Below are 23,244 nucleotides of genomic sequence, written 5' to 3'. Positions count from 1 at the left end.
AGATGCCCTAGAACTACGTACTATCGAACTATTCAAAGAAATAGGGTGGGACAAAACAGCTAACTGTTACCACGAATGGCAAGACGATAAAAGTTCTTTAGGCAGAAGCAGTAGAAAAGAGTTAGTCTTAGTACCCCAGTTAAGAAAAGCATTAACTAGATTAAATCCTGACTTATCAACAGCAACAATTGATTTAGCTGTAGAAGAATTAACCCGCAGTCGCAGTACCTTAAGTTTAGAAAATGCTAACCGCGAGATATACAGGTTGCTTAAGGATGGGGTTAAAGTTACCTTTCAAGATGCTAATGATGAAGAAGCAATAGAAACAGTTAAAGTAATTGATTGGAATAATCCTAGTAACAATGATTTCTTTCTCGCCTCTCAATTCTGGATTACGGGAGAAATGTATCTTAAGCGTACTGACTTACTAGGTTTTATCAATGGCTTACCCCTGGTATTTATCGAACTAAAACGTCATCATAGAAGACTAAAAGCAGCTTATGATGATAATCTACGAGACTATAAGCAAACTATCCCGCAGCTATTCTGGTATAACGCTTTTATTATTCTCTCCAATGGCAGTAAAAGCAGAATAGGAAGCCTAACCTCATCCTGGGAACACTTCAGCGACTGGAAGAAAATAAACTCTGAAGGCGAAGAGGGAATTATCTCTCTAGAAACTATTATTAGAGGTACTTGTGATAAAAAGCTACTGCTAGACATCATTGAAAACTTCACCTTCTTCTATACGACTAAAGGCGAATTAATAAAAATAGTCGGCAAGAATCATCAGTTTCTAGGAGTAAATAATGCTATTAATGCCGTTAAACAAATACAGCACAACCAAGGTAAATTAGGGGTCTTTTGGCACACTCAGGGAAGCGGTAAATCCTATAGTATGGTGTTCTTTGCTCAGAAGATACACCGTAAACTACAGGGTAACTGGACGTTCCTTATCATTACGGACAGAGATGATTTAGACAAGCAAATTTATCAAAACTTTGCCTATGCCGATGCTGTTACCGAACCAGAAAAGAACGTTAGGGCTAACAGTGCAGAACACCTCAAGCAACTATTAAAAGAAGACCATCGTTATGTCTTTACCATAATTCAGAAATTTAGAGTGGAAAAGGGACAAACCTATCCCCAACTATCAGACCGTGATGACATTATCGTTGTAGTGGACGAAGCACACCGCAGCCAATACGATACCTTTGCCCTTAACATGAGGAATGCTTTACCCAATGCTGCTTTTATCGGCTTTACTGGTACACCTTTAATGGCAGGTGAAGAAAGAACCAGAGAAGTATTTGGTGATTATGTCAGTATCTATAACTTCCGTCAGTCAGTAGAAGATAAAGCTACAGTACCTCTTTACTATGAAAACCGCATTCCCGAATTACAGCTTACTAACGATGACCTAAATGAGAATGTACGGGACATCATTGAGAATGCCATGCTGGATGAAGACCAAGAAAGCCTACTAGAACGTCAGTGTAGCAGGGAATATAACCTAATAGTTAGAGATGACCGTTTAGATAAAATTGCTGCCGATATCGTGACTCACTTCTTGGCTAGAGGGTTTCAAGGTAAGGCAATGGTAATTTCTATCGATAGATTTACCGCAGTCAAGATGTACGACAAGGTACAGCATTATTGGCAACAATATCTAAATGAACTAAAGACACAACTAGCACAAGCAAATGTTAGTGAGTTTGAACTCAAGCAGCTACAGAAGAAAATCCAGTACGTAGAAGAGACAGACATGGCGGTAATTATTTCTTCTTCCCAAAATGAAGTAGAAGATTTTCAAAACAAAGGCTTAGATATTACTCACCATCGCTATAGGTTAGCTAATGAGTCACCAGGACTAGATGAAAAGTTCAAAGATACTAACAACCCTCTAAGAATAGTATTTGTCTGTGCCATGTGGATAACTGGGTTTGATGCCCCTAGTTGTTCTACAGTGTACTTAGACAAACCCATGAAGAATCATACCCTGATGCAAACTATAGCTAGGGCTAACCGAGTCTTCAAGGAAAAAGTAAACGGGTTAATAGTTGACTATATCGGCGTATTTCGTAACTTACAGGATGCTTTAGCTATCTATGGTTCTGCTTCTGGTGGTGGTGTAGAAGAGGGAGATACCCCAGTTAATCCTAAAACTGTATTGGTTGAAGAACTAAGAGAAGCAATTACGGAAGCGAAAGACTTCTGTAAGCAAAAATGAATTGACTTACACAAACTAGATACCACCCAAGATGCTTTTGAGCGAGCTAAGGTATGGAATGAAGCAGTAGAAGCTGTAGTAGTTAGTGAGGAAGTCAAAAAGAATTATTTTGCTCTCACAGCCAATGTTACCCGTCTTTATAAAGCTATCCTGCCAGATACGGCTGCTAATGAGTTTGCTAAGACTCAGATGCTACTAGAGAAACTAGCAGTTAAGATTCGCCAGGAACTACCAGAGACGGATATTACAGAGGTAATGGAAGAGGTATCAGAATTACTAGATGAATCAATCGTAGCTGGCGAGTTTATTATTCCTGACACCCCCAGACAGTTAGTAGATTTGAGCCAGCTAAACTTAGAACAGCTAGAACAAAAATTCCAAACTGGTTACAAACATACGGAAGCAGAAAAACTGAAAGGAACAGTCCACCGTAAGCTACAGCAGATGGTTGAGTTTAACAAAACCCGTCTCAACTATTTTGAGAAGTATCAGAGGATGATAGAGGAATATAATTCTGGTTCTCGTAATATAGATTGGTTCTTTAGTGAACTGAATTTTCATAAAACTCAAAACCTTTAGCATCCATTTCATTCTTCATAGTCTCAATACAGAAAACTAAAAGCTTCGCCCGTTCCTGAGTCAGCTTAGACAAATCATGTTTCTGCTTATCTGTTAGTAACTCTGGCAGTCCCAAATCATTACTAAGATAATCGTCTACAGCACTAGAAGCGACTTGAGTAGTAGTAGTAGTAGTGCCATTGTTAAGATAGCCATTTGATTTGGGTATATTGGGCATTATGTCTTTAATAGGCTTTAATCCTTCCCCTCCTATATTGTGAGGTGGCTCTCTGTCAAGAACACTATATTTACCTTTGTCAGATTCAATAAGCTCAACAATATCGCCTTTATGCTTAGAGCGATATAGTTTATTACCTAGCTCATTACTCCAACAGGCTACCTGAGAATTATCAGATAGTAACTTACAGTTGAGGACAAGCTTGCGACCATACTTTGTATTGGCAATTACACAGTTTATTACTTCTGCTTGATGAGTTTTCATAGTGATATTTAATTGATTAATTATTCAAGTGTTTAGACAAATAAAAAGAGGGTTACTAAAAAGGATGTTGGTCTTCAGGGATACACTCCCAAACTGACATAATTGACCAATGCTTTCTGAGATAACCTTGTGCTTCTAGCAAGTCGGCAATAATGTCATAAGATGCGCCTCCACAAGGTAAATGTAGGATTTCTCTTGGAACTATGAGATAAACTACTTCGTCTTTGACAGGTATTTCTATATGGCGATCGTTTTGAATTATGTGATGCACTTCGTAGGTGATTAAACTTACGCCAATAGAAACTAATTTAGGACGGTCATCTCTGTTAGGGTCATATGTATTGTGAATTGGTTTAAAGGTTGTCATAGTCTTTGTAGCGATAAATAGACAATAAAAAAAACCACCCTCAATTAAGAAGATGGGTCTAAGTCTTTTTACAACTTCCTCACAGGTTGGGTATTTCTTTGAGATTAATATCGTAGAACTAAAACTTTTTTTGACATAAACTATAGACTGTATAACTTAGAATAAGTAGCTTGTATTAACCACCTAATATCTTGGGGGAGAAACTTGCAGTAAGTTAGAAGCAATCTATGGTTCGCTACACAATTACTACGGCTATTTCTATCTCTCTATATCTACGTATCCATAGGAGGATAATAATAATCCCTAGTCTGGTGTTGTATCCTTAATCCCACATTCCGCTGTTTGTCAGAGCTAAAAATAATTAGAATATAGCCAAACTAAGCTAGATAAAAAAGAGGTCGCCATCAATTCAGCAATAAGCGTAGAGAATCTAGACCATTTGGGAATCATTGCGGGATTGATCGATGAGATTGGCATTGTTGAGCAATTAAACCAGCGACTAGGCATCGACTCCCGAGAAAAAGTAAGCATAGGAGTAGTAGTCAAAGCAATGCTGCTCAATGGATTAGGCTTTGTCTCAGCCCCACTCTACCTATTTGAGCAATTCTTCTCTGGCAAAGCCCTAAAGGATTAGCCCTAAAGGATTAGCTCGCAAGCTCGCGTCCTTCGCGTCACGACCGAGCAGTTATTGGGATTCGGAATCAAGCCAGAGCATCTAAATGATGACCGCCTGGGTAATGTTTTAGATGAATTGTACGAAGCGGGATTGAGCGAACTATTTTTAGCGGCGGCTTTTGAGTGGGAAGCTTCCCACTCAAAACGCGCCTTAGAAATTAGTCTTCAAGCAGCCCACAGATTTGAAATGAAGCTAGAGACAGCTCACTTGGATTCTACCTCATTCCACGTAGATGGAAAATATGAAGCCACAACAGAGACCCCAGAGCCAGGGATGATTGAAATTACCTACGGATATTCCAGAGACCATCGACCAGATCTAAAGCAGTTTGTGATGAACTTGATTTGCGTCGGCGATGGAGATATCCCAGTACTCATGGAAATCGCCCCTGGGAACCAGTCCGACAAAACCAAATTTGCGTCCTTACTGCAAGAGTTTAAACAACAATGGACATTTGAAGGGCTGTGCATAGCAGATGGCGCACTGTACAGCGCCGACAACATCAACGCCATGACAAATTTGCAGTGGCTTACTAGAGTTCCCCTAAGTATCAAAGAAGCCTCAACACTGGTGAATGAGGTAATTGAATTAAAGCCCAGTGCATTAAAGGCTACAAGATAGCAGAATTAACTAGCAAGTATGGGGGAGTCCAACAACGTTGGCTACTGATTGAAAGTGAGCAACGACGCAAATCAGACCTAGAACGACTGGATAAAAAGATTGAGCAGTACCAACAAAAATCTCAGCAGGAACTGAAGGAGCTATGGACCCAGAAATTTGCCTGTATTGCAGATGCTATGAGTGCAGCGCAAAAATTGTCGAAAAAAATGACCTGGCATGAACTCTTAGACATTCAGACAGTCGAAAAACGTCACTATGGCAAAGCAGGGAAACCAAGTAAGGATGATCTACCCCAGCGTCTTAGCTATCGCGTTACAGGGATAGTCATTCCTATCGATAGTGAGATATCGGCTCAAAGTATTCGCTGTGGTCGATTTGTTTTGGCTACCAATGTCCTGGATTCAGAACGGTTGAGTGCAGACAGAGCTTTACGTGAATACAAGGCACAGCAGGATGTTGAGCGTGGTTTTCGCTTTTTAAAGGATCCTTTCTTTTTTGCTTCTAGCGTTTTTCTTAAATCCCCCAAGCGCGTTGCGGCTCTGGGAATGATCATGTCTTTATGTTTGCTGGTTTACAATTTGGGTCAGCGTCAACTGCGACAGGCTTTAGCTCAAAAGGCGCAAGCAATTCCAGATCAATTAGGCAAACCAACTGCTAGTCCTACACTTCGTTGGGTATTCCAATGTTTCATGGCAGTCCATCTAGTCGTTTTCCAAGGTGTTCAGCAGGTTGTGAATTTAACGGATGAGCGACAGCATATCTTGCAGTTTTTCAGCGAGGCTTGTCGCCGCTACTATCTTCTCCTCACGCCAGATTCTTAATTATTTTTATGGCGACGCAAACAGCGGAATGTGGGATCTAGCTTAGTTTCTTGAACATTATTGAAAGCTTTGGGATTAGAACCCTTAAATGCTTCTAAGTCTTGAACAGAAATAATCTGCTCTACTTGATACTCTTCAGTCATGTTAGCAATCTCAGCTTCAACTGCTTCTAAGTCAACAAGTTCTCCTAGAACCCATTTACCGCTATCAGTTTCTTCTACACAACGCAGTTCGCCATTCTGACAGAACGCAATTCTCTGTCCTTCACTATTAGCCCAACCTCTCAGACTTACAGCCTTTTCATTCTTAACTGAGTTGTGATTGAGGATGAATCTAGCATCTACTGGTTCATTATTACTATTAAGGACAACATAATCATCATTACGAGTGGTCATGCCTTTAATCCACTGCCCTCTGAGCTTGGCATTATAGTCTTCAAAGTCTGCTTTGGTGTGGATTTCTACCACTAGAGAACGGCATTCAGTGTTAATAAAAGCACCCTTTCTTACAGTTTTAACCTTATGAACTCTGACAGGGAAGGTGTTGAAGTTAGCTACTACAGCTTGTCCCTTAAACTCAATTACTTCTCCAGGTTGCAGCACAGTCTCGTTGAGTTCGTGTGCTTTCATTTCAGCTTTCACATCTTCTATTACCGCCTGAACTTGTGCAGTGCGATTGTTAGTTAGAGATAGCGATTTAACTTTCTTCTCCAGTTCAGTTTGATATTCAGGATTGCCTGAGAACAATAGTTCTAGATTGATTCCACCCCTTAGAAGTTTATTGGCAACATAGTTAATGGGTTCACGGTTAACGATACCAGCATCCCCAACAGCTAAAGATAGCAGTGGGTCATTGAGAAGCAAGCTATAATCAGCAAGACCATAAGATGCAGCAAACTTACCATCATGAAGTTCTGCTACCAGAGCATCTTCATGAACTACTGGCAACTCAGCAGCAATATGTTTAAGCATGGTTTCACGGTTAAGCTGTTTCTCTGCTTTGTCAGCTAGAACAAGAGATTTAGTTCCGTCTACAGAACGTCCACTAACTACAACAGCATCGCCTACCTTGGCTCTTTTCTTGTTAGTTTTATCAGGAAGGGCAAAACCCCACTGCTTAGTTGCTGTTTCTAGACAACCTTCTACCCATAAGCCTTTGCCCAAGAGTCCGCTAGATTTAACTTCAAATCCCACTACATCATAGTCTCTAAAAACTTGTTGAGCATCACGGGTGTTATCTGTTTCTGGTTGGATAGCACTGAGGTTATAGGAGGTTGTGTCTGTCTCGTTTATCTCCCAGTTACTAACAAACACTGTTCCTACTAGCTCATTTAAGAAGTTAATCGCAGTGTTGGGTTGCTTGAAGTTATTAACTGTCTTCATCATTAGCTGCATTGCTAACTCTACAGAAATAATTTCACACTTATATTCATAGTCAGACCTACCAAACCCTTTGTCGTCATAAACTTTTCTTACAGCGATTAGTCTAGAGAGGGCGCCAACCTAGCTGCCCTTATACTAGCTTGAGCTTCTTCTAGAGGCATTTCTGATTGAGTTTTACCTGCTAGTGCTGCTTCTCTATGCCCTACTAACTGTACTATGGTTAGTAAAGCTTTTAATTGCTCGTTAACAGGAAAAAGCCTTATTTCGTGAGTTTTGGTATGTGGCAGTAAAATACCTTTGCTATAGCTTTTGTTAAATCGGATATAGGTTCTATCACCCTTTGCTCTAATATCTTCTTTGACAAGTGCCAAAGCTTCTTCTGGGCGACAACCAACAAGACTCAGGAAAGAAACATAAGGATAGTAGTAAGAATGTTTGTACCTACTAGATTTGGGATTATAAATATTCTTGGAAAAGGCATCTAATATTAGCTTGATTTCTTCAGGTTCATAGCATTGGATAGGTTTCTTGACCTGTTTTGGGAAAGTTATAGTCATTTCAAATAGCAACCAGTGGATCTTATAACGAAGTAACAAGTAACAAGTAAAATTCACCATCATCATTAATACAAAGTAACCATAGGGAAATTAATTAAAATGACTATAGTTTATAAAAAGGATTAGATTCAACTAACTCGCCTTGGATTCCGCTATTAATAGCAGGATGAAGAAAAGACCTAAACAAAGTATTTATAGTAGAAGCAGCGTACTTAGTTTGAAGATATTGTAGAAACTCTTGTGCTTTGTCTAGTGACAGCAAATCTCTTGGAGTTTGGCTTAAATACCTGTCTACATCTTTCCACCAGTAAGCCTGAGATGTAGCTGCAATTCTATCTTCATTTAGGTCTTTGTATCGTTCCCACAATTCAATGATGTTGTAGATTCTTTGAGTCTCTTCTTGAGCTATTTCAAGCCATTTAGCATGAGTGGGTGAATACTTAGCATACGTATCATCGAAGATACCAAGGTCAATATCTTGATTAATTAACTTGGCTGCTCTTAATGCGGTTAACCATCCATCATCGGTGACTTGAGCAATCCTTAGTTCATGTGACCTACCCTTTGGATAAGTAAATCTGATTCTGTATCTTTTGGCTTTGATATCTATGGAAACCTTGCCAATACGAGCTTTTGATTGATTTTCTGAAAACATGAGTAATGCCCAGATTTTGCCCAGAAAAACCAATCAATTGATATAGAAATGTGCTAGTCTATTAAGGTTGGTAAATTGTTGGAGCGTATTTACGCCGTTCTAAACCTTACCACAAACGGGATGTAGCGCAGCTTGGTAGCGCGCCTGCTTTGGGAGCAGGATGTCGCAGGTTCAAATCCTGTCATCCCGATACTGTCCACAATCAGTACTTTAGCCATTTGGTCTTATTTGGAGTTTACATATACAATCCAGCTTAGAACCAAATAAGGTTGAATTAATCTATTCTTTGCTCGCACTTTGATCTAAGTCTTAGATGTGTATTGGGTGCTGTACACAAGATACTATACTAAGTCTAGGTAGATATTAGATATTTTTAATTAATTTATGAAAACGGCAGATAAGATTAACGATAAAGCAGTTGTTAAAGATTATTTTAATCAGCAAGGTTTTGATCGCTGGCGCAGAATTTACGGCGAAACCGATGAAGTAAATAAGGTACAGAAAAAGATCCGCGAAGGACACCAGCAAACTATCGATACGGTGGTAGGTTGGTTAAAAAATGATGGTGATTTAGCAGATCTGACAATTTGTGATGCAGGGTGTGGTGTTGGTAGCTTGAGTATTCCCCTGGCGAAAGCTGGAGCAACGGTTTGGGCTAGTGATATTTCCGCCAAAATGGTGGGAGAAGCTAAGGAAAAAGCAGAAGCTGCCTTGGAAAATACTAGCAAGGTATCTTTTAGCGTCAAAGATCTTGAAGCGTTAACAGGTAAATACGATACGGTAATTTGTTTGGATGTACTGATTCATTATCCTACAGAAGATGCTGCTAAGATGATTACTCACTTGGCATCTTTAGCCGAATCTCGCGTAATCTTGAGTTTTGCACCGAAAACTTGCTTGTTGTTTGTCCTGAAAAAGATCGGCGAATTTTTTCCTGGCCCTTCTAAAACTACTAGAGCTTATCAACACAAAGAGGCAGATATTATTGCTGTTCTCAAGGAAAATGGCTTTGAGATTAAGCGCACGGGGATGACTAGCGTAAGTTTTTATTATTCCAGAATTTTAGAAGCAGTTAGGACAGTGAACAATGAACAGTGAACAGTGAGCAATGAACAATGAACAATGAACAGTAATCAGTAATCAGTAATCAGTAATCAGTGATATCTTTGTTTCACTTTTCAATTAATTATTTAAATTGATGATGAGATGATGATGAGAATTAAAAAATTAATAAAAAATGATGCTTCCCATTATCGGCAGCTCAGATTAGAAGCTTTATCTAATAATCCAGATTCCTTTGGCACAATGTATGATAAAGAATTCATTAGGACGACAGATAATTTTAGGGAGAGAATACCAGTAGATAATAATAACTTTATCTTGGGTAGTTATATGGATGAAGATTTAATTGGAATCGTCGCATTTCATCAAGAATCAAGAACAAAACTTAGGCATAAAGCATATATTCGTTCTATGTATGTTCAACCAAAATACCGAAAAAAAGGTATCGGTAAATTGTTGCTAAATGAATTAATTGAAAGAGCTAAGGCTATTAAGGAGATAGAAATATTATTACTTGATGTGATTACAAATAATCTCCCAGCCAAACAACTTTATTTATCGTTTGGGTTTCAAATATTTGGCATAGAGAAAATGGCATATAAATTAAATCATCAATATTTTGCTCTGGAATCTATGTTTTTACTGATTAAATCTTAAGAACGCCCACTCCTCATATGGTATACACCTTCGGATATCCTGTTTAATAGGAAACTCTTAGAGCTTAGAGCTTAGAGATAAAAACTAGTTATTCAACAACGTAGTCTATCCAACTGAAAACTGCTGTAAATGACTAATTCAAATAAATTTATCACAACACAATTATTTGATAGCAAGGGAGAAGCAGGGGAAAAGCTAGTTTGGCATAGGATCAAAAGAGGATTTGAGCCTAGAGAATGTATTGCTTATTGGCGTTATCCTATTTTTAGTCAGGGTAAATTTAGAAAAGAACCTGATATTTTAATTGCGGATTATCAGCTAGGATTAATTGTCATTGAAGTTAAAGCAATCAAGATTGAGCAGTTAGTTAATATTCAAGGGCATCGCTGGCAATATCAGAATTTTTATACTGATTCTGGTAATCCTTATCAACAGGCGGAAAGACAATTATATGCTTTATTAGAATATGGCGATCGCGAACCTTTATTAAAGCGACAGGTTAGTGCTAGGGCGATGGTGGCACTGCCTTATATTACTCAAGTTCAGTGGCAAGAACAAGGCTGGGCAAATCTACCAAATTCTCCATCTATTTTGTGGCAAGAACAACTTATAAGTGCTGATTTGCTCGTTCAGGCGATCGCTGAGACTCATCCTTTAGTTACCGGCACAGATCTCACCCCGACTCAGTGGGAATTATTACTAGCTGTCTTGGGAGGTACTGCTATTTATACTCCCGAATATTTACAGATTAAGGGTTCTGGTGCAGATAGACGTAAGATTATTCAACAGGTGCGATCGCGCTTAAATCAGTTGGATTTACAGCAAGAAGCGATCGCTAAACAAATTCCTCCTGGAATGCAGCGGATTCGAGGGGTAGCAGGTTCGGGTAAAACTGTGGCACTGTGTCAAAAAGCAGCATTGATGGCGGTTAAATATCCTGAGTGGCAAATTGCGCTCGTATTCTTTTCGCGCAGTCTGTATGAGTCGATAACTCAGCAGGTAGATCGCTGGATACGCTACTTTACCAAGGATCAAATGAACTACGATCCCGGAAACTCTGGACTAAAAATTCTTCATGCTTGGGGCAGCAAACAACAACCTGGCTTTTATGGCACGATCTGTAAGGCAACAGGTAATATGCCTTTATCTGTCCCTTTTACCCTCAGTAGTCAACCAAACGAAGCCTTAGCGGAAGCCTGTTTACAGCTATTAGAAAGCCGCATTGTTCCTCAGCTATATGATGCTGTATTGATTGATGAAGCACAAGATCTCATGGCTGATAATTGGCATTATCAGCATAAACAGCCTTTTTATTGGCTAGCTTATCAATCTCTGCGCCCCGTAGATCCTGTCTCGCCCCAGCAAAGAAGATTGATCTGGGCTTATGACGAATTGCAAAGTTTGGGGAGTTTAAAGTTACCCGAACCCGTAGAACTATTTGGCGAAGAGTTGGGGCATTTAGTTACAGGACAATATAACCAACAGATTAAGAAAACAGAAATTATCTCTCGTAGTTATCGTACACCCCAACAGATAATCATGGTGGCTCAGGCGATCGCCTTGGGATTACTCAGAAAAAACGGTTTGCTCACGGGTTCAATCTATCCTGAAGAATGGGCTGCTTTGGGGTATAAAATTACGGGAGAATGGCAGTTAGGCAATCAAATTACCCTCACCAGAGAAGCTACTTCCCCTCATATAACCAGTGAGCTATGGCAGGGAGAAATGATTTGCTTTGAGCGCTTTGCTTCACGACAGCAAGAATTAACTGTTCTGGCGCAGAAACTTCAGCACAATCTAACGGAAGAGCAACTCCAAAGCGATCGCGAAATACTAATCATTGTCTTGGGTTCAGCTTATGAAGCCAACACTTTACTAAAACATACTGCTACTTTTTTGCTCAACCAGGGGATCAATATTTATCTTCCCAGTCAACGCACCTATAACTGTATCGATCCTGCCCAACAAGATAACCCCAATCAATTTTGGTATCCAGGGGCAATTACTCTTTCCACAATTCACCGCGCCAAAGGACAAGAAGCAGATTTAGTCTATTTAGTGGGTTTAGATCGGATCGCTGAATTAGATAATATATCTCTGCGTCATCAGCTTTATACTGCCTTGACTCGTACTAGAGCCTGGGTGAATATTAGCGGGGTGGGAGATTATGCCCTCTATCAAGAATTAACTGAACTAATCGCTAGTAGAGATCGCTTTACCTTTACCGTAACAAGCCTACCCCAAAGAGAATTGAGAATTAGCGATCGCGCCAGTCTGATTCAAGGATATGCTCTAGGCAGGAGAAACTTTCGTCACGCCAATCTGCGCCACGCAGATCTATCCCAGATGCACCTAGCAAATATCAATCTGATTGATGCCGACTTGAGCCACTCCAATCTAGCAGGAACAAATTTGACTAACGCTAAACTGATCGCTGCTAATTTGAGTCACGCTAATTTAACCAATGCCAACTTAACTAACGCTAAACTTATGGGGGCAAATTTGAATCACACTGATTTAACGCAGTAAGTAGTAGTATTACCAGACTACTTATTAAGACATCTTTTATTCTGAGCCGAACTCAGGTTATAATGAGAAACTTTGAGGTGCAGACAAAATCGCCACATTAAAATAAGTAATCGATAGAGGATCTAAGTAGAATAATGGCAAAGCGCGTATCCGTAGTTTTAAATCAAAGCGTTAGTAAATTGGGCAACGATGGCGATTTAGTCGATGTTGCTCCTGGTTTTGCTCGTAATTATCTAATTCCCCAAGGTTTAGCCAGCATTGCAACTAAAGGAATTATCCAGCAGGTTGAAGTCAGAAGAGAGAAAGAAAGACAACTTAAACTAGCAGAAAAACAGGCAGCCGAAAACAAAAAAGTTGCTTTCAAAACTATTGGTAAATTGACTATCCGCAAGCAGGTTGGGGAAGAAAATGCCATTTTTGGTACTGTCACCACCCAAGAAATTGCGGACGTGATTAAAGAACAAGCGGGAATTGAAGTTGATCGTCGGGGAATTGAAGTTCCTGATGTTAGCACTACTGGAAACTATCAAGCAGAAGTTAAACTACATCCCGAAGTGATTGCTACAGTTGATTTCCAAGTAATTCCTTTGTAGATACTTAAAATTAATCATCCACAATTTCTCAAAGTAAACTTTGAATTTAGGAGTCAGAAATGAGTTCAAAACCTTCTGACTTCTGACTTCACACAACTTTTAGGTGTTGTCTGTAAACAGGATTTAGTATCAGACTTAGTCTTTAGTCTTTGTCCACCAAGCTAAACCATAAGACTGTACAGGCTCATTTAGCTGATGACGATAATAGACGCGGATTTTATAACGTCCCGTAGTCGGGATCGGACAAAAAATATGTTCAATACTGTCTTCAAAACTAGAAGAAGAACAAATATTTCTCATATTGCTGTTTTCCCTTATTGGTAACAGATAGACATCTAAGTTATTTAAACCGCGATCGCGAAATGTTTCCCCTGCATCGTATTGCTGATTACGATTAAAATCATTGAGCATCACCTGACGATCCCAAGCTAAAGTAATTGCAGCATGACTTCCCGCCACTAAAGGTTGTTCTAATTCATATTCTTGATATTGATTCGCCTTTACTGTTTCATAGTCCCAACCTAGGGGACTAACAGACTGCTTGGACCGGGCTTCTCCCGCGCTAAACTGTCGATAGGCTCGCCAGGCATTGATTTGTCCTGTTCCCATCTGAATATCCAAAGGAACGCGGGGATTAACATAGGCATCAGCATCAAACCACGTCTCATTTTTTTCGCTGACGACGGTACGCTCCATATCCAGCAATAAACCATCGCCGCGATCGGCAATCTTATCGGCAGAATTGAGTAACACCGCCTTCATCACCTCATGACGACGAGAATCGAGACTCCAGTTGGCTAATTTAGAGCGTAACTGGCGATCGCCATATTCCTGGAGTAACGCAACAGTTCCAGTAATATGGGGTGCAGCAAAACTGCTCCCACTAACTTTTTCAATTTCGCCTTTCTGGTTGTATACTGAAATCTGTCCGCCAGGAGCTAATAGACTGATAGCTCTCCTCTCTCCAAAATCTATTTCTTTTTTAATTACACTCCTCCCAATACCGACAGGAAAAGCACTAAGGTTAGCAAAGTCAACCTTACTAAATTGACCATTTTTGATCATGGTATAGGCAGTAGTGATCCCGTTAAAATTATCGGTAGGAATGGGAATACCTCCCATACCCTGATTTCCCGCAACCACATATAAAACATCATGCTCTCGTGCTGACCAATCGACACAAGATGTTAATAATTCTTTCCCATTTAATTGTGCATCATCTCCTTCTAAAGATTCGCCAAAACTAAAATTAATCGCTCTGAGATCACCACTATTTTGTAAAGCTACATGCTGAGCTGTCAGACACTCTTGAGGTTGTCCGCCTTCGCTTACCGCGCCAATGGCGGAGGAGTACAACTTTGCCTCAGGAGCAACCCCTGATAATTGCTTGTTTCGAGCAATCATTACCTGCGCAACCATACTGGCATGGTCATCGACATTTTTATCGGCAATAGGACGCTGATTACGATAAAAAACGGCTCTAGGAGAGATTACTTCCAACATGCTAGCAGCTTTATCTTGACCTAGCTTGACTGGGCGACCTACCTCTACTTGACCAATGCCAATTTTTCGACCTCGCAAATTATAGGGAGGCTGATGTAACCGTAGCGCGTTAATTCCATTTTGACCGACAGAATTGTTGAGAGCCAAAACAGGAGAAACTAATAAAGATATTCCTGCAAAAACCCAAAATCCAATCTGTTTACTCATATTTATTGTTAATTAATGTCGGATTTCACAACCTTTTGGCGTAATTACCGTAATAATCGTAACGATCTCTTGCCAAAATGGTGTATCTTAAGTTAGAAGTATGTCAGGTTTTTCCGTAAACTTCAGGTTGACGACAATTAAAAGTCGAACCAGACGGATTTAATCTTTCAATTATTTAATCAACATATCATAGCAGGCAAGATTGAGCGTATGACAAAGCAAGTTGCGCATCCCATGATGAAATTGCAACGGAAGGTATCTTCCTTGGTAGAATCTAACATCATCAAACCAGAAGATCGTATTGGTAAAATCGCCTTATTATTAGGCAATGACTGGCCTCATTGGAAAAGTGAATTATTAGACTTTGACTTTTCTCCTCAAGATCAGATCCGTGAATTACTCTTAGTAGAAAATTGGGATGAAGATTAGTAGAGTTCAATTGTTCACAGTCTTGACAGGTATTCAAGTAAGATTAGAGGCAAGATTTAGAGACAAGTAGACAAAGCTTGAGCTAGCTCTTGGGCAGTTTGATAGCGATCTCTTGGTTCTGCTTGGCAAGCAATTTTTAAAACTTGAGCCAAATTAGCTGGTAAATTGGGAATATTTTCAATATCAAACTCAAATTTATTGCTTTGGTAGCGATAGTATTGCATAGGTGCTTTACCCGTCAGTAAAAAAATAATTGTCGTACCAACGCCATAGATATCTGATTGAGGACAAGGTTTGCCCCGATATTGTTCGGGCGCGCTATAGCCTTCCACACCAATACGAGTTTCCAAAGCAGTACCCAGCTCTTTTACTGCTCCAAAATCCAGTAGCATCAAACGACTGTCCAAATTTCTTAGCATTAGGTTTGCAGGCTTAATATCGCGATGAATCAGAGGTGGGTCTAAATGATGCAGATATCCCAAAATATCGCAGATTTGGATCATCCAGGAGATCGTTCTGTTGGAATCCATTGCCCCCCTTTGATTCACAAACTGTTCTAAATTATGACCATGAATTAACTCCATGACAATATACTTGCGGTTATTTTCTACAAAAAAGTCATAGTATTTAGGAATACCAGGATGCTCTAAAGACTTTAAAATACGGGCTTCTCGTTCAAATAATTCTCTGGCTTTAGCAATTCGAGCCATATCTGCGTTCATTTCTTTAAGAACCAAAAGCATTGGTGCATTCTGCACTGTGCGATTGCGATCCCAAGCTAGATAAGTAGTTCCCATTCCTCCTCTACCTAGAGTTCGGAGAATTTGATACGAGCCAACAAAGTGTTCATCTTCTACGATGGGTTGTCCACAGTGTCGGCAAAAAATACTGCCTTCTGGATTATCTTGGTGTTCGCAAACCTCTGAACTAGTGACAATATTAGTTTGTTCGAGTTCTGGCTCTGGTGGCGCTAAATGAGATTCTATTTCAAACTTAAATACAGGTCCATTTTCTGCCAGCCTAATGAGGTCATTATGATTGATAATAGCTTCGGTTACAAAGTTATTGTTAATTAGAGTTCCGTTAGTTCCTCGACTAATCAACTGCCATTTTTCTTGTTGAGGATCGATGAGGGTCAACTCTAAATGCTGGCGTGAGACTTGAAAATAGCCATGAAGAACAATATCGTTGTTTTGAGCGCGGCCAATCCGAATCACTGATTGCTCAGAAAATTCCCACTGCTGTAGTGGTTGATTTGTCTGTGGCTCTAAAAGCGTAAAAATTACCATAAAAAAATTTAAATAGTTAGCACATAACTTTTAGAAATCAGGCTTTAATTTAATTCTAAGTAGAACAGCAGTAATATTATCATGACCATTATGTTCGTTAGCCAGATCTACTAGTTTAAATAGACCATCTTGCAGATTTGCCTGAGAACTAATCAGCGGCTCTAGATGTTGCGACCAATTTTCTTCAATAAAATCATTATCGGACAAACCGTCGGAACAAAGTAAAATTAGGCAGTCTTCCGTGATGTCCAGAAATTGAATTTCCGGTCGAATACCACTATTTTCTCTAGGGCCTAATGCTTGAGTTAGTTGATAGGCATCAGGTCTAGCATAAGCTATCTCAGGTTCTACTCCTCGATTAATTTCTCTTTGACCGACTTCGTGGTCTAAGGTCAACTGCTCCAAACCTTGCTTGCGACTGAGGCGATAAATACGACTGTCTCCAACATGGGCGATCGCCATTTGAGTATCCTGTAATAATGCCATGACCAGAGTTGTTCCCATCCTGCCACTACCAGAGCGCAAATTCTCAATGTTGGTTTGATAGAGAGTTTGATTAGCTTGCAGCACCCCTGATTCAATGATGTCGTGACTAGGTAATTCTGAGCGCCAATGAGTTTGAAAATATTTTTGGAGACTTTCAACCGCCATAGCGCTAGCCACTTCCCCTGCTGCGTGTCCTCCCATCCCATCACAAACTATATATAAACCGCGAGCGCTTAAATTCTTTTCGGTGTTGTTCTCGATCCTTTCAACAGTTGTCCTCACCCCAAAAAAATCTTCATTGTGATCTCTTTGAACGCCAATATTGGTGCAGCAAGCATCGGTGATGTCTTTTAAATGCATTGAAATCATCGCTGTTGCCTGTTCTTCCAACTCACTGGAGTACATCATATCATCGTCAGTTTCGGCAAAGAAATTTTTTGCTTGAGCAGCGATCGCCTGAGATTCAGATTCAGTCATAGTAGGTTCAGTCGGAGTAGTATTAGATAAAGTAGTATTCGGCAAATGTGGTTCGTTAGTTTCTAAGAATTCAACTTCCGTCTCGTCAAAACCCAGATTATGCAGTTCTAACCTTAACTGTTCAACTTCGATAATTTCTCCAGTGAGCATTTTATTAAGAAGTAAATTTAACTGTTCAATCTGCTCTAAATGAGCTTCAGCTAAACAAAGCTGCCAAGTTTGAGCTAAATCCTGTAAGCTGGGGATCTCATCTTTATCCATATATAGCTGCTGAAGGCAGAAAGCCTGGTCTTCATCTATCCGCAGATTTTCTGGTATTAAAAGACTCGCAACGCAGCGAGTACGCTGTAATGGCTGCCAAAGCTTTGCCATTTCATCAAAAAACCAAACAATTTGTGAGAGAGCTAATTTCTGCTGTGACCATAGTTCCGTGACTAACTGCCATTGTGAACGATCTGGCAAAAGAACAACTCCTTGGTCTTGTTGTTGCCAAGCATCATAAATCCTGGGAATTGTGGGGGTATATCTTTCTAAGATTAGATATGGTAAGGCATGGGTAGGCAAGCCGATCAGATTCCAGTATTCTGTTACCGCTAAATAAGAATCGTTTAGATCTTGACTTAGTTCAGTAAATAAATCCATTTGCTGTTTTTGTAAGGTCGCCAAATGAGATTTGTGTAGAGGATATTGGTCAATTACCTGACTCTCAATAAACGAATAGGGAAAATTATGATCGGTATTGCTCAACAATTTGGCTGAACTTGGCTCGGTTTTAATTGCATAACGATTGTAAGTATGCTGATTATCCGTTTGAATTTGGAGAGCAGGAGTTGTTTTTGACTGGCTATGAGCAAATAAATCTGCCAAGCTAGAGATCTCTAGCGCTGATTGATGATTAATGTCATTACCAACCTGAGCTAATTGTGGTTGTAAATTATGTAGATTTGGCTGGAGAGTTTTTGTCTGAGAAATGATTGCCCATAAAACAGTGTGGTTATCAGCACCGCAAGAATTACAAATTTTGGCTTGAATGGGAATATTAGCTTCACATTGACAACAGACTTTATGAGTTAGAGAAACACCGCAACTTTGACAAAATCTATTGGACTCAGGATTTTCAAATTCACACTGGGGGCAGATAAGCATATTGTATTTTCCCTAAATATAGTTGAGTTGCCTACATTAAGCTATTTTTAATAATGATATTTGTAATCAATAAGATTTAATTTTACGCCCCTAGGACATCTGGTTAGTAACGCTGCGCGGAAGTCACAAAGGCTTTCCTAAAGGATATATCCGCAGTTCCTAATCCTTACTTCGCGACACGAAATTATACGGCGCGTATGTGGTCATAATTTTCTTTCCAAAAAGCCGCCAAGTCCTTTAGAGCAAATCAAAAGTCACATTGTTTTGCTTGACAGGAAAAGTCTTTTAGTTCAAAGATTTTAAACTTTTTGAATGGGTACTTTAATTGATGCCCACGTCCGCTAGTTTAGACGAAATTTATTGACCGACAGTAACAGTATTAGAACCATGGTAATATTCCTCATCAACAGAGGCGCTAAAATAAAAATAAAAATTTAGTAGACACAAAAGAAATAGATCGGCATCATCAAAATAATGCGATCATACCTGCGATCTTAGCTCATCGTCTTTTTTTGGCAATGTGTTCTTTCTACAGAGCAATTTTTCTGGTCAGCACTTGCCCAATATCTAGTTACTAAAGCAGCCCAAACATTTGTTTCTAGTTAATTTTGACTTTGAGCAAATTTGATCCAAAAGCTGTGAACTCTTTTTAGGCTTTAGGGTCTAAGCTTTTAAATTGATGTTATACCCTTGTGGTGCTACCTGCCTAGTAGCTTTAAACTTGTAGCAAAGCCTATTTATTGAGGATCAAACTTGCGAGCAATTTTATTGATTCCCCAGGTGACAAATGCACCTAAAAATAGAATGCCAATCGCTGGATTAAAAACGGGTATCCAAAGACGATACCAAAGGTCAAACCCTAACGGTATGTTCAAATAGCGACCAGCTACAGCGATCGCAAACCAGATAAAGCCCAGTAAAACTACAAATACATCGGCAACCAGCAGGCGATTCAGCCACAGGATAATTTGTTCTTTCATCGTTTTAAGAATTTGTTAAGATAATTTTGCTTGATTGCTAACTCAGCACGACCGCTTTGGGGGAGAGAGTATCTGTCCAGTTGGTCAGATCAGCTAATGAGCGATCGCGATATTGACCATATCTTTCTTGCTTACTTTTGACTTTAGTGGGCAAGGGAGGAATAATGCCAAAGTTGGGAGGCATCGGCTGAAAATGTTTGGGTGATGCAGAGCTAATAAACTCAAATAATGCCCCCATCATGCTAGTTTCAGGCATCGTTACAGGGGGTTGACCCAAGGCTAAACGAGCGGCATTAGTTCCTGCTAACCAGCCTCCTGCTGCTGCTGCGGTGTAACCTTCAGTCCCGATTAGTTGTCCTGCTGCCAACACATGTTGTTGATGTTTAAACTGTAAAGTAGATTTTAAGAGCTGGGGCGAATTGATAAAGGTGTTGCGGTGCATCACCCCCATCCGCACAAACTCAGCCTGTTCTAACCCAGGAATAAGACGGAAAACTCGTTTTTGTTCTCCCCAACGCAAATTAGTTTGAAAACCCACCATATTCCACAGTTGACCCGCCTTATCTTCCTGTCGCAGCTGCACCACCCCATAAGGACGTTTACCTTTGTTTTCAGGGTCACGAAAATCCCCTAGCCGCGCATCAAATAACCCTACAGGTTTTAATGGACCATAGCGCATTGTCTCTTCTCCTCGTTGGGCTAATTCTTCAATCGGCAAACAGCCTTCAAAAAACTTAGCGCTTTCTCGTTCAAAATCTTTTAATTCTGCTTGCTCTGCCTGGCATAGCTCCTGTTGAAACTGGAGATACTGCTCCTTGTCCATGGGGCAGTTGAGATAAGCTGCTTCTCCCTTGTCGTAGCGGGATGCCAAGAAAGCTTTTGCTCTATCGATTGATTCCCCGACGATAATCGGGCTGGCAGCATCAAAAAAGCTCATATACTCCATGCCTGTAAATTGCTGGAGATTTTCGGCAAGACTCGGACTGGTTAAAGGCCCTGTAGTCAAAACCACAATACTGTCTTGAGGAATATGAGTAATTTCGGCTCGCTTAAATTCCACTAGAGGATGATTGGCTAACGCGCGAGTTAGTTCACTACTAAATACGGCGCGGTCTACTGCTAAGGCTCCCCCTGCGAAAACAGCATGACGATCCGCCATGGAAATTACCTGAGAACCCAAACGGCGTAATTCTTCATGAAGTAAACCCGCTGCGCGATCGCTATTTTTAGCCCCAAAAGAGTTACTGCAAACTAATTCTGCCAGTTCTTCTGTATGGTGAGCAGGGGAGGTTTGCACGGGTCGCATTTCATACAGAGTCACTGCTACACCTGCTTGAGCAATCTGCCATGCTGCTTCTGTCCCTGCTAGACCTCCGCCAATAACAATTACTTTACTTTGGCTCATATCTCTTTTTGGCGCTCAGTTACAATCTTGAACAAGTGGATTGAGTTAATCATACAAAAAAAACTGCCCAGAATTAAACGTGAAGTAAGTAGCAATTAGCCATTGTTGACAAGTTAAGGGACTACGATGTTTGTCAATCGTTTTTAGCTATTAGCTCTTAGCTATTAGCTCTTAGCTTTTAAGAGGTTTTACATTAACTTTGACTTTTTAATGGCGATCGCTTTCCAGTCTAGCTTTAATCCATATTTAGTGTTGTCTACTGTAAAACCTGATTCAGCTTGCCACTACGATAGCCTTCTAGATCTAAGGTAACGTAGACAAATCCCAATTCCTGAAAGGTTTTGACCAACTCTGGCAGATTTACCTGCTGCACAAATTGAGTGATTTCTGTTGCTGGCAGTTCAATTTTGGCTGTGTCCTCCTGAGAGCGCACCCGCAGGTTACTATAGCCAAGCTGACGCAGATAAATCTCGGCTCGACCAACTCGCTGTAATTTATGTACTGTGATCGCCTCGCCATAGGGAAAACGAGAGCTAAGACAGGGTTGAGCAGGTTTGTCCCACCAGGCTAATCCCAGACTGCGAGAAATTTCTCGAACTTCTGCTTTGCTTACGCCAATCTCTGCCAAAGGCGATCGCGCACCTCTTTCTTTGGCTGCTTGAATACCAGGACGATAATCCTGGAGATCGTCGGCGTTAACTCCATCTACGACATAGGGATATCCACGTTTAAGCGCCAAAGGTTTCAAAGTATCATGGAGTTCACTTTTGCAAAAATAACAGCGATTAATCGGGTTTGAGGTGTAATCAGGGTTCTCCATTTCACGAGTTTCTACCAGCTCATGTTTGATCCCGATCTGCGTAGCTTGGGTTTGAGCATCAACCAATTCTTCAGGTAGGAGGGAAGGAGATACCGCCGTAATTGCTAAAGCGCGATCGCCTAAAACATCATAGGCAATTTTTGCCACTAAAGTACTATCCACCCCTCCAGAATAGGCAATTAAAGCCTGTTCCATTTCCTGAAATAGACTGCTTAATTTTGCTAATTTTTCGCTCATTATCTGGGTGTCAATTAATCATTAACTCCTTTAATAGTATCTAATCTAAATCTAATCTAAATCTTAATTTTTGATTGGAGTTAAACTAGGCTTTATTTCTGGTGTAAGCAATGGCAATTAGACAAGAATCAACAGTTAAGGTAATGGGGACATATTTATTGCTTTGCGCGATCGCTTTTTTGATGTTGTTTCCCCTGTTGTGGTTGATTGGGACGGCATTTAAATCACCAACAGAGGATATTTTTGCTTTTCCACCGCAGATCTTTCCTAGTCAGCCGACTTGGGGTAATTTTGCGACGGTTTGGCAGACTTATCCTTTTGCTCTATATCTCTACAATAGTTCGCTTGTAGCTTTTTTGGCGGTGGGCTTGAATTTGCTGTTGTGTTCTCTAGCTGCCTATCCTTTGGCTCGTCTTGATTTTAAAGGACGAGAGGTTATTTTTGCCCTAGTCTTGGCGACGATTATGATTCCCTTTCAAATTGTGATGATTCCCCTCTATATTTTGGCGGTTAATTTGGGCTTGAGGAATACTTATTTAGGAATTGTCTTGCCCAACCTAATTTCAGCATTTGGTATTTTCTTATTGAGACAGGCATTAAAAGCTGTTCCCCTAGAATTAGAAGAGGCTGCCCGTATTGATGGTTGTTCTGAGTTGGGTATCTGGTGGAATATTATGCTGCCTGCCATTCGTCCAGCTTTATTGACTCTAACAATTTTTGTTTTTATTGGCTCTTGGAGCGATTTTTTGTGGCCATTAATTGTGCTAGATGACCCTGATTACTACACTCTACCCTTAGCAGTGGCTAACCTAGCGGATTCTTTTTCTTTAGACTGGAGATTAGTTGCAGCAGGTTCAGTTATTTCGATCGCCCCTATCTTACTGTTATTTTTATTCCTGCAAAAGTATATTGTGCCGACAGATGTTGGCAGCGGAGTAAAAGGGTAAACGGGGGGTGGTTTACTTGGCTTTCTTGATTGGGTTATAAATTAGGTTCATAGCATTTATAAGTAGCTGGGTGAAATTAAATATAAAATAACGGATTCTTAACGAATT

19 protein-coding genes, 1 tRNA gene and 1 pseudogene are annotated in these 23,244 nt (G+C 40.2%); 10 read left to right on the top strand and 11 right to left on the bottom strand.

The genetic code is table 11. The features are described from left to right. Positions 1-2,230 (top strand): type I restriction endonuclease subunit R (locus tag C7B62_RS17425; protein WP_199194249.1); only part of this gene is annotated, 2,230 nt, incomplete at its 5' end. After that, positions 2,231-2,809 carry a type I restriction enzyme endonuclease domain-containing protein gene (locus tag C7B62_RS26200; RefSeq protein WP_199194251.1) on the top strand — a complete coding sequence of 193 codons (579 nt, stop codon included), beginning with the start codon at positions 2,231-2,233 and terminating at the stop codon, positions 2,807-2,809. On the opposite strand, the gene C7B62_RS17420 is transcribed toward C7B62_RS26200, so the two are convergent. Together C7B62_RS17420 and C7B62_RS17415 are read right to left on the bottom strand one after the other, a co-directional pair. Beyond that, positions 2,772-3,290 carry a hypothetical protein gene (locus C7B62_RS17420; RefSeq protein WP_106239649.1) on the bottom strand — a complete coding sequence of 173 codons (519 nt, stop codon included), beginning with the start codon at positions 3,288-3,290 and terminating at the stop codon, positions 2,772-2,774. The genes C7B62_RS26200 and C7B62_RS17420 overlap by 38 nt on opposite strands. A 55-nt stretch (positions 3,291-3,345) precedes the next feature. Next, entirely contained in the window at positions 3,346-3,657 is a 312-nt protein-coding gene (locus C7B62_RS17415) for a hypothetical protein (protein WP_106239645.1), read from the bottom strand. 403 nt (positions 3,658-4,060) lie between these two features. Between C7B62_RS17415 and C7B62_RS17410 the strand changes: the two are divergent. Beyond that, positions 4,061-5,775, top strand: a pseudogene (locus tag C7B62_RS17410) (IS1634 family transposase). Here the strand turns inward: C7B62_RS17410 and C7B62_RS17405 are convergent. From C7B62_RS17405 to C7B62_RS17395, 3 genes are all read right to left on the bottom strand, one after another. Further along, the gene (locus tag C7B62_RS17405) at positions 5,772-7,160 is read right to left on the bottom strand and encodes a hypothetical protein (RefSeq protein WP_146132131.1); all 1,389 of its coding nucleotides are present in this window, start codon (positions 7,158-7,160) and stop codon (positions 5,772-5,774) included. The pseudogene C7B62_RS17410 and the gene C7B62_RS17405 overlap by 4 nt on opposite strands. Positions 7,161-7,255: 95 nt before the next feature. Beyond that, positions 7,256-7,714 carry a hypothetical protein gene (locus tag C7B62_RS17400; RefSeq protein ID WP_146132130.1) on the bottom strand — a complete coding sequence of 153 codons (459 nt, stop codon included), beginning with the start codon at positions 7,712-7,714 and terminating at the stop codon, positions 7,256-7,258. A 103-nt stretch (positions 7,715-7,817) separates the two neighbouring features. Next, entirely contained in the window at positions 7,818-8,369 is a 552-nt protein-coding gene (locus C7B62_RS17395) for a DUF3596 domain-containing protein (RefSeq protein WP_146132129.1), read from the bottom strand. Between the two features lie 116 nt (positions 8,370-8,485). Between C7B62_RS17395 and C7B62_RS17390 the strand changes: the two genes are divergently transcribed. The 5 genes from C7B62_RS17390 to rplI all read left to right on the top strand — a co-directional run bounded on the left by C7B62_RS17390 (position 8,486) and on the right by rplI (position 13,210). Next, positions 8,486-8,559 (top strand) — tRNA-Pro (locus C7B62_RS17390). A gap of 194 nt (positions 8,560-8,753) precedes the next feature. Continuing rightward, positions 8,754-9,467 carry a magnesium protoporphyrin IX methyltransferase gene (bchM, locus tag C7B62_RS17385; RefSeq protein WP_106239631.1) on the top strand — a complete coding sequence of 238 codons (714 nt, stop codon included), beginning with the start codon at positions 8,754-8,756 and terminating at the stop codon, positions 9,465-9,467. 108 nt (positions 9,468-9,575) lie between these two features. Continuing rightward, a complete protein-coding gene (locus C7B62_RS17380) occupies positions 9,576-10,088 on the top strand; it encodes a GNAT family N-acetyltransferase (RefSeq protein ID WP_199194248.1) in 513 nt (170 codons plus the stop codon). A gap of 129 nt (positions 10,089-10,217) precedes the next feature. Further along, positions 10,218-12,617 carry a pentapeptide repeat-containing protein gene (locus C7B62_RS17375; protein WP_106239628.1) on the top strand — a complete coding sequence of 800 codons (2,400 nt, stop codon included), beginning with the start codon at positions 10,218-10,220 and terminating at the stop codon, positions 12,615-12,617. A gap of 134 nt (positions 12,618-12,751) precedes the next feature. After that, positions 12,752-13,210 carry a 50S ribosomal protein L9 gene (rplI, locus tag C7B62_RS17370; RefSeq protein ID WP_106239625.1) on the top strand — a complete coding sequence of 153 codons (459 nt, stop codon included), beginning with the start codon at positions 12,752-12,754 and terminating at the stop codon, positions 13,208-13,210. Between the two features lie 135 nt (positions 13,211-13,345). Here the strand turns inward: rplI and C7B62_RS17365 are convergent, their stop codons facing one another. Further along, on the bottom strand, positions 13,346-14,920 hold the full coding sequence (locus C7B62_RS17365) for a S8 family serine peptidase (protein ID WP_106239621.1): 1,575 nt from the start codon (positions 14,918-14,920) through the stop codon (positions 13,346-13,348). A 210-nt stretch (positions 14,921-15,130) separates the two neighbouring features. Here C7B62_RS17365 and C7B62_RS17360 point away from each other — a divergent pair, with 210 nt between their 5' ends. Further along, on the top strand, positions 15,131-15,349 hold the full coding sequence (locus C7B62_RS17360; protein ID WP_106239616.1) for a DUF4327 family protein: 219 nt from the start codon (positions 15,131-15,133) through the stop codon (positions 15,347-15,349). Between the two features lie 56 nt (positions 15,350-15,405). Here C7B62_RS17360 and C7B62_RS17355 read toward each other — a convergent pair whose 3' ends face one another. From C7B62_RS17355 to larE, 5 genes are all read right to left on the bottom strand, one after another. Then, entirely contained in the window at positions 15,406-16,638 is a 1,233-nt protein-coding gene (locus C7B62_RS17355; RefSeq protein ID WP_106239613.1) for an FHA domain-containing serine/threonine-protein kinase, read from the bottom strand. Positions 16,639-16,668: 30 nt separating this feature from the next. Then, on the bottom strand, positions 16,669-18,747 hold the full coding sequence (locus tag C7B62_RS17350; protein WP_106239609.1) for a serine/threonine phosphatase: 2,079 nt from the start codon (positions 18,745-18,747) through the stop codon (positions 16,669-16,671). A gap of 737 nt (positions 18,748-19,484) precedes the next feature. Beyond that, the gene (locus C7B62_RS17345) at positions 19,485-19,727 is read right to left on the bottom strand and encodes a hypothetical protein (RefSeq protein WP_106239606.1); all 243 of its coding nucleotides are present in this window, start codon (positions 19,725-19,727) and stop codon (positions 19,485-19,487) included. Positions 19,728-19,764: 37 nt separating this feature from the next. After that, positions 19,765-21,132 (bottom strand): FADH(2)-oxidizing methylenetetrahydrofolate--tRNA-(uracil(54)-C(5))-methyltransferase TrmFO, encoded by a 1,368-nt coding sequence (trmFO, locus tag C7B62_RS17340; protein ID WP_106239602.1) that lies wholly within the window; start codon positions 21,130-21,132, stop codon positions 19,765-19,767. Positions 21,133-21,388: 256 nt separating this feature from the next. Next, positions 21,389-22,189 carry an ATP-dependent sacrificial sulfur transferase LarE gene (larE, locus tag C7B62_RS17335; protein WP_199194247.1) on the bottom strand — a complete coding sequence of 267 codons (801 nt, stop codon included), beginning with the start codon at positions 22,187-22,189 and terminating at the stop codon, positions 21,389-21,391. A gap of 110 nt (positions 22,190-22,299) precedes the next feature. Here larE and C7B62_RS17330 point away from each other — a divergent pair, with 110 nt between their 5' ends. Next, positions 22,300-23,136: a carbohydrate ABC transporter permease gene (locus C7B62_RS17330; RefSeq protein ID WP_106239594.1), complete on the top strand. Its 837-nt coding sequence runs from the start codon at positions 22,300-22,302 to the stop codon at positions 23,134-23,136. Positions 23,137-23,244 lie beyond the last annotated feature (108 nt).

Source organism: Pleurocapsa sp. CCALA 161 (assembly GCF_003003995.1).
GTDB lineage: Bacteria > Cyanobacteriota > Cyanobacteriia > Cyanobacteriales > Xenococcaceae > Waterburya.
This window is presented reverse-complemented; position numbering and strand designations above follow the sequence as displayed.

Bases quoted from the DNA above. Each gene is read 5' to 3' on its own strand.
- C7B62_RS17420 (WP_106239649.1), bottom strand. From the start codon at position 3,290: ATGAAAACTCATCAAGCAGAAGTAATAAACTGTGTAATTGCCAATACA.
- C7B62_RS17415 (WP_106239645.1), bottom strand. From the start codon at position 3,657: ATGACAACCTTTAAACCAATTCACAATACATATGACCCTAACAGAGAT.
- C7B62_RS17405 (WP_146132131.1), bottom strand. From the start codon at position 7,160: ATGATGAAGACAGTTAATAACTTCAAGCAACCCAACACTGCGATTAAC.
- C7B62_RS17400 (WP_146132130.1), bottom strand. From the start codon at position 7,714: ATGACTATAACTTTCCCAAAACAGGTCAAGAAACCTATCCAATGCTAT.
- C7B62_RS17395 (WP_146132129.1), bottom strand. From the start codon at position 8,369: ATGTTTTCAGAAAATCAATCAAAAGCTCGTATTGGCAAGGTTTCCATA.
- bchM (WP_106239631.1), top strand. From the start codon at position 8,754: ATGAAAACGGCAGATAAGATTAACGATAAAGCAGTTGTTAAAGATTAT.
- C7B62_RS17380 (WP_199194248.1), top strand. From the start codon at position 9,576: ATGATGATGAGAATTAAAAAATTAATAAAAAATGATGCTTCCCATTAT.
- C7B62_RS17375 (WP_106239628.1), top strand. From the start codon at position 10,218: ATGACTAATTCAAATAAATTTATCACAACACAATTATTTGATAGCAAG.
- rplI (WP_106239625.1), top strand. From the start codon at position 12,752: ATGGCAAAGCGCGTATCCGTAGTTTTAAATCAAAGCGTTAGTAAATTG.
- C7B62_RS17365 (WP_106239621.1), bottom strand. From the start codon at position 14,920: ATGAGTAAACAGATTGGATTTTGGGTTTTTGCAGGAATATCTTTATTA.
- C7B62_RS17360 (WP_106239616.1), top strand. From the start codon at position 15,131: ATGACAAAGCAAGTTGCGCATCCCATGATGAAATTGCAACGGAAGGTA.
- C7B62_RS17355 (WP_106239613.1), bottom strand. From the start codon at position 16,638: ATGGTAATTTTTACGCTTTTAGAGCCACAGACAAATCAACCACTACAG.
- C7B62_RS17350 (WP_106239609.1), bottom strand. From the start codon at position 18,747: ATGCTTATCTGCCCCCAGTGTGAATTTGAAAATCCTGAGTCCAATAGA.
- C7B62_RS17345 (WP_106239606.1), bottom strand. From the start codon at position 19,727: ATGAAAGAACAAATTATCCTGTGGCTGAATCGCCTGCTGGTTGCCGAT.
- trmFO (WP_106239602.1), bottom strand. From the start codon at position 21,132: ATGAGCCAAAGTAAAGTAATTGTTATTGGCGGAGGTCTAGCAGGGACA.
- larE (WP_199194247.1), bottom strand. From the start codon at position 22,189: ATGAGCGAAAAATTAGCAAAATTAAGCAGTCTATTTCAGGAAATGGAA.
- C7B62_RS17330 (WP_106239594.1), top strand. From the start codon at position 22,300: ATGGCAATTAGACAAGAATCAACAGTTAAGGTAATGGGGACATATTTA.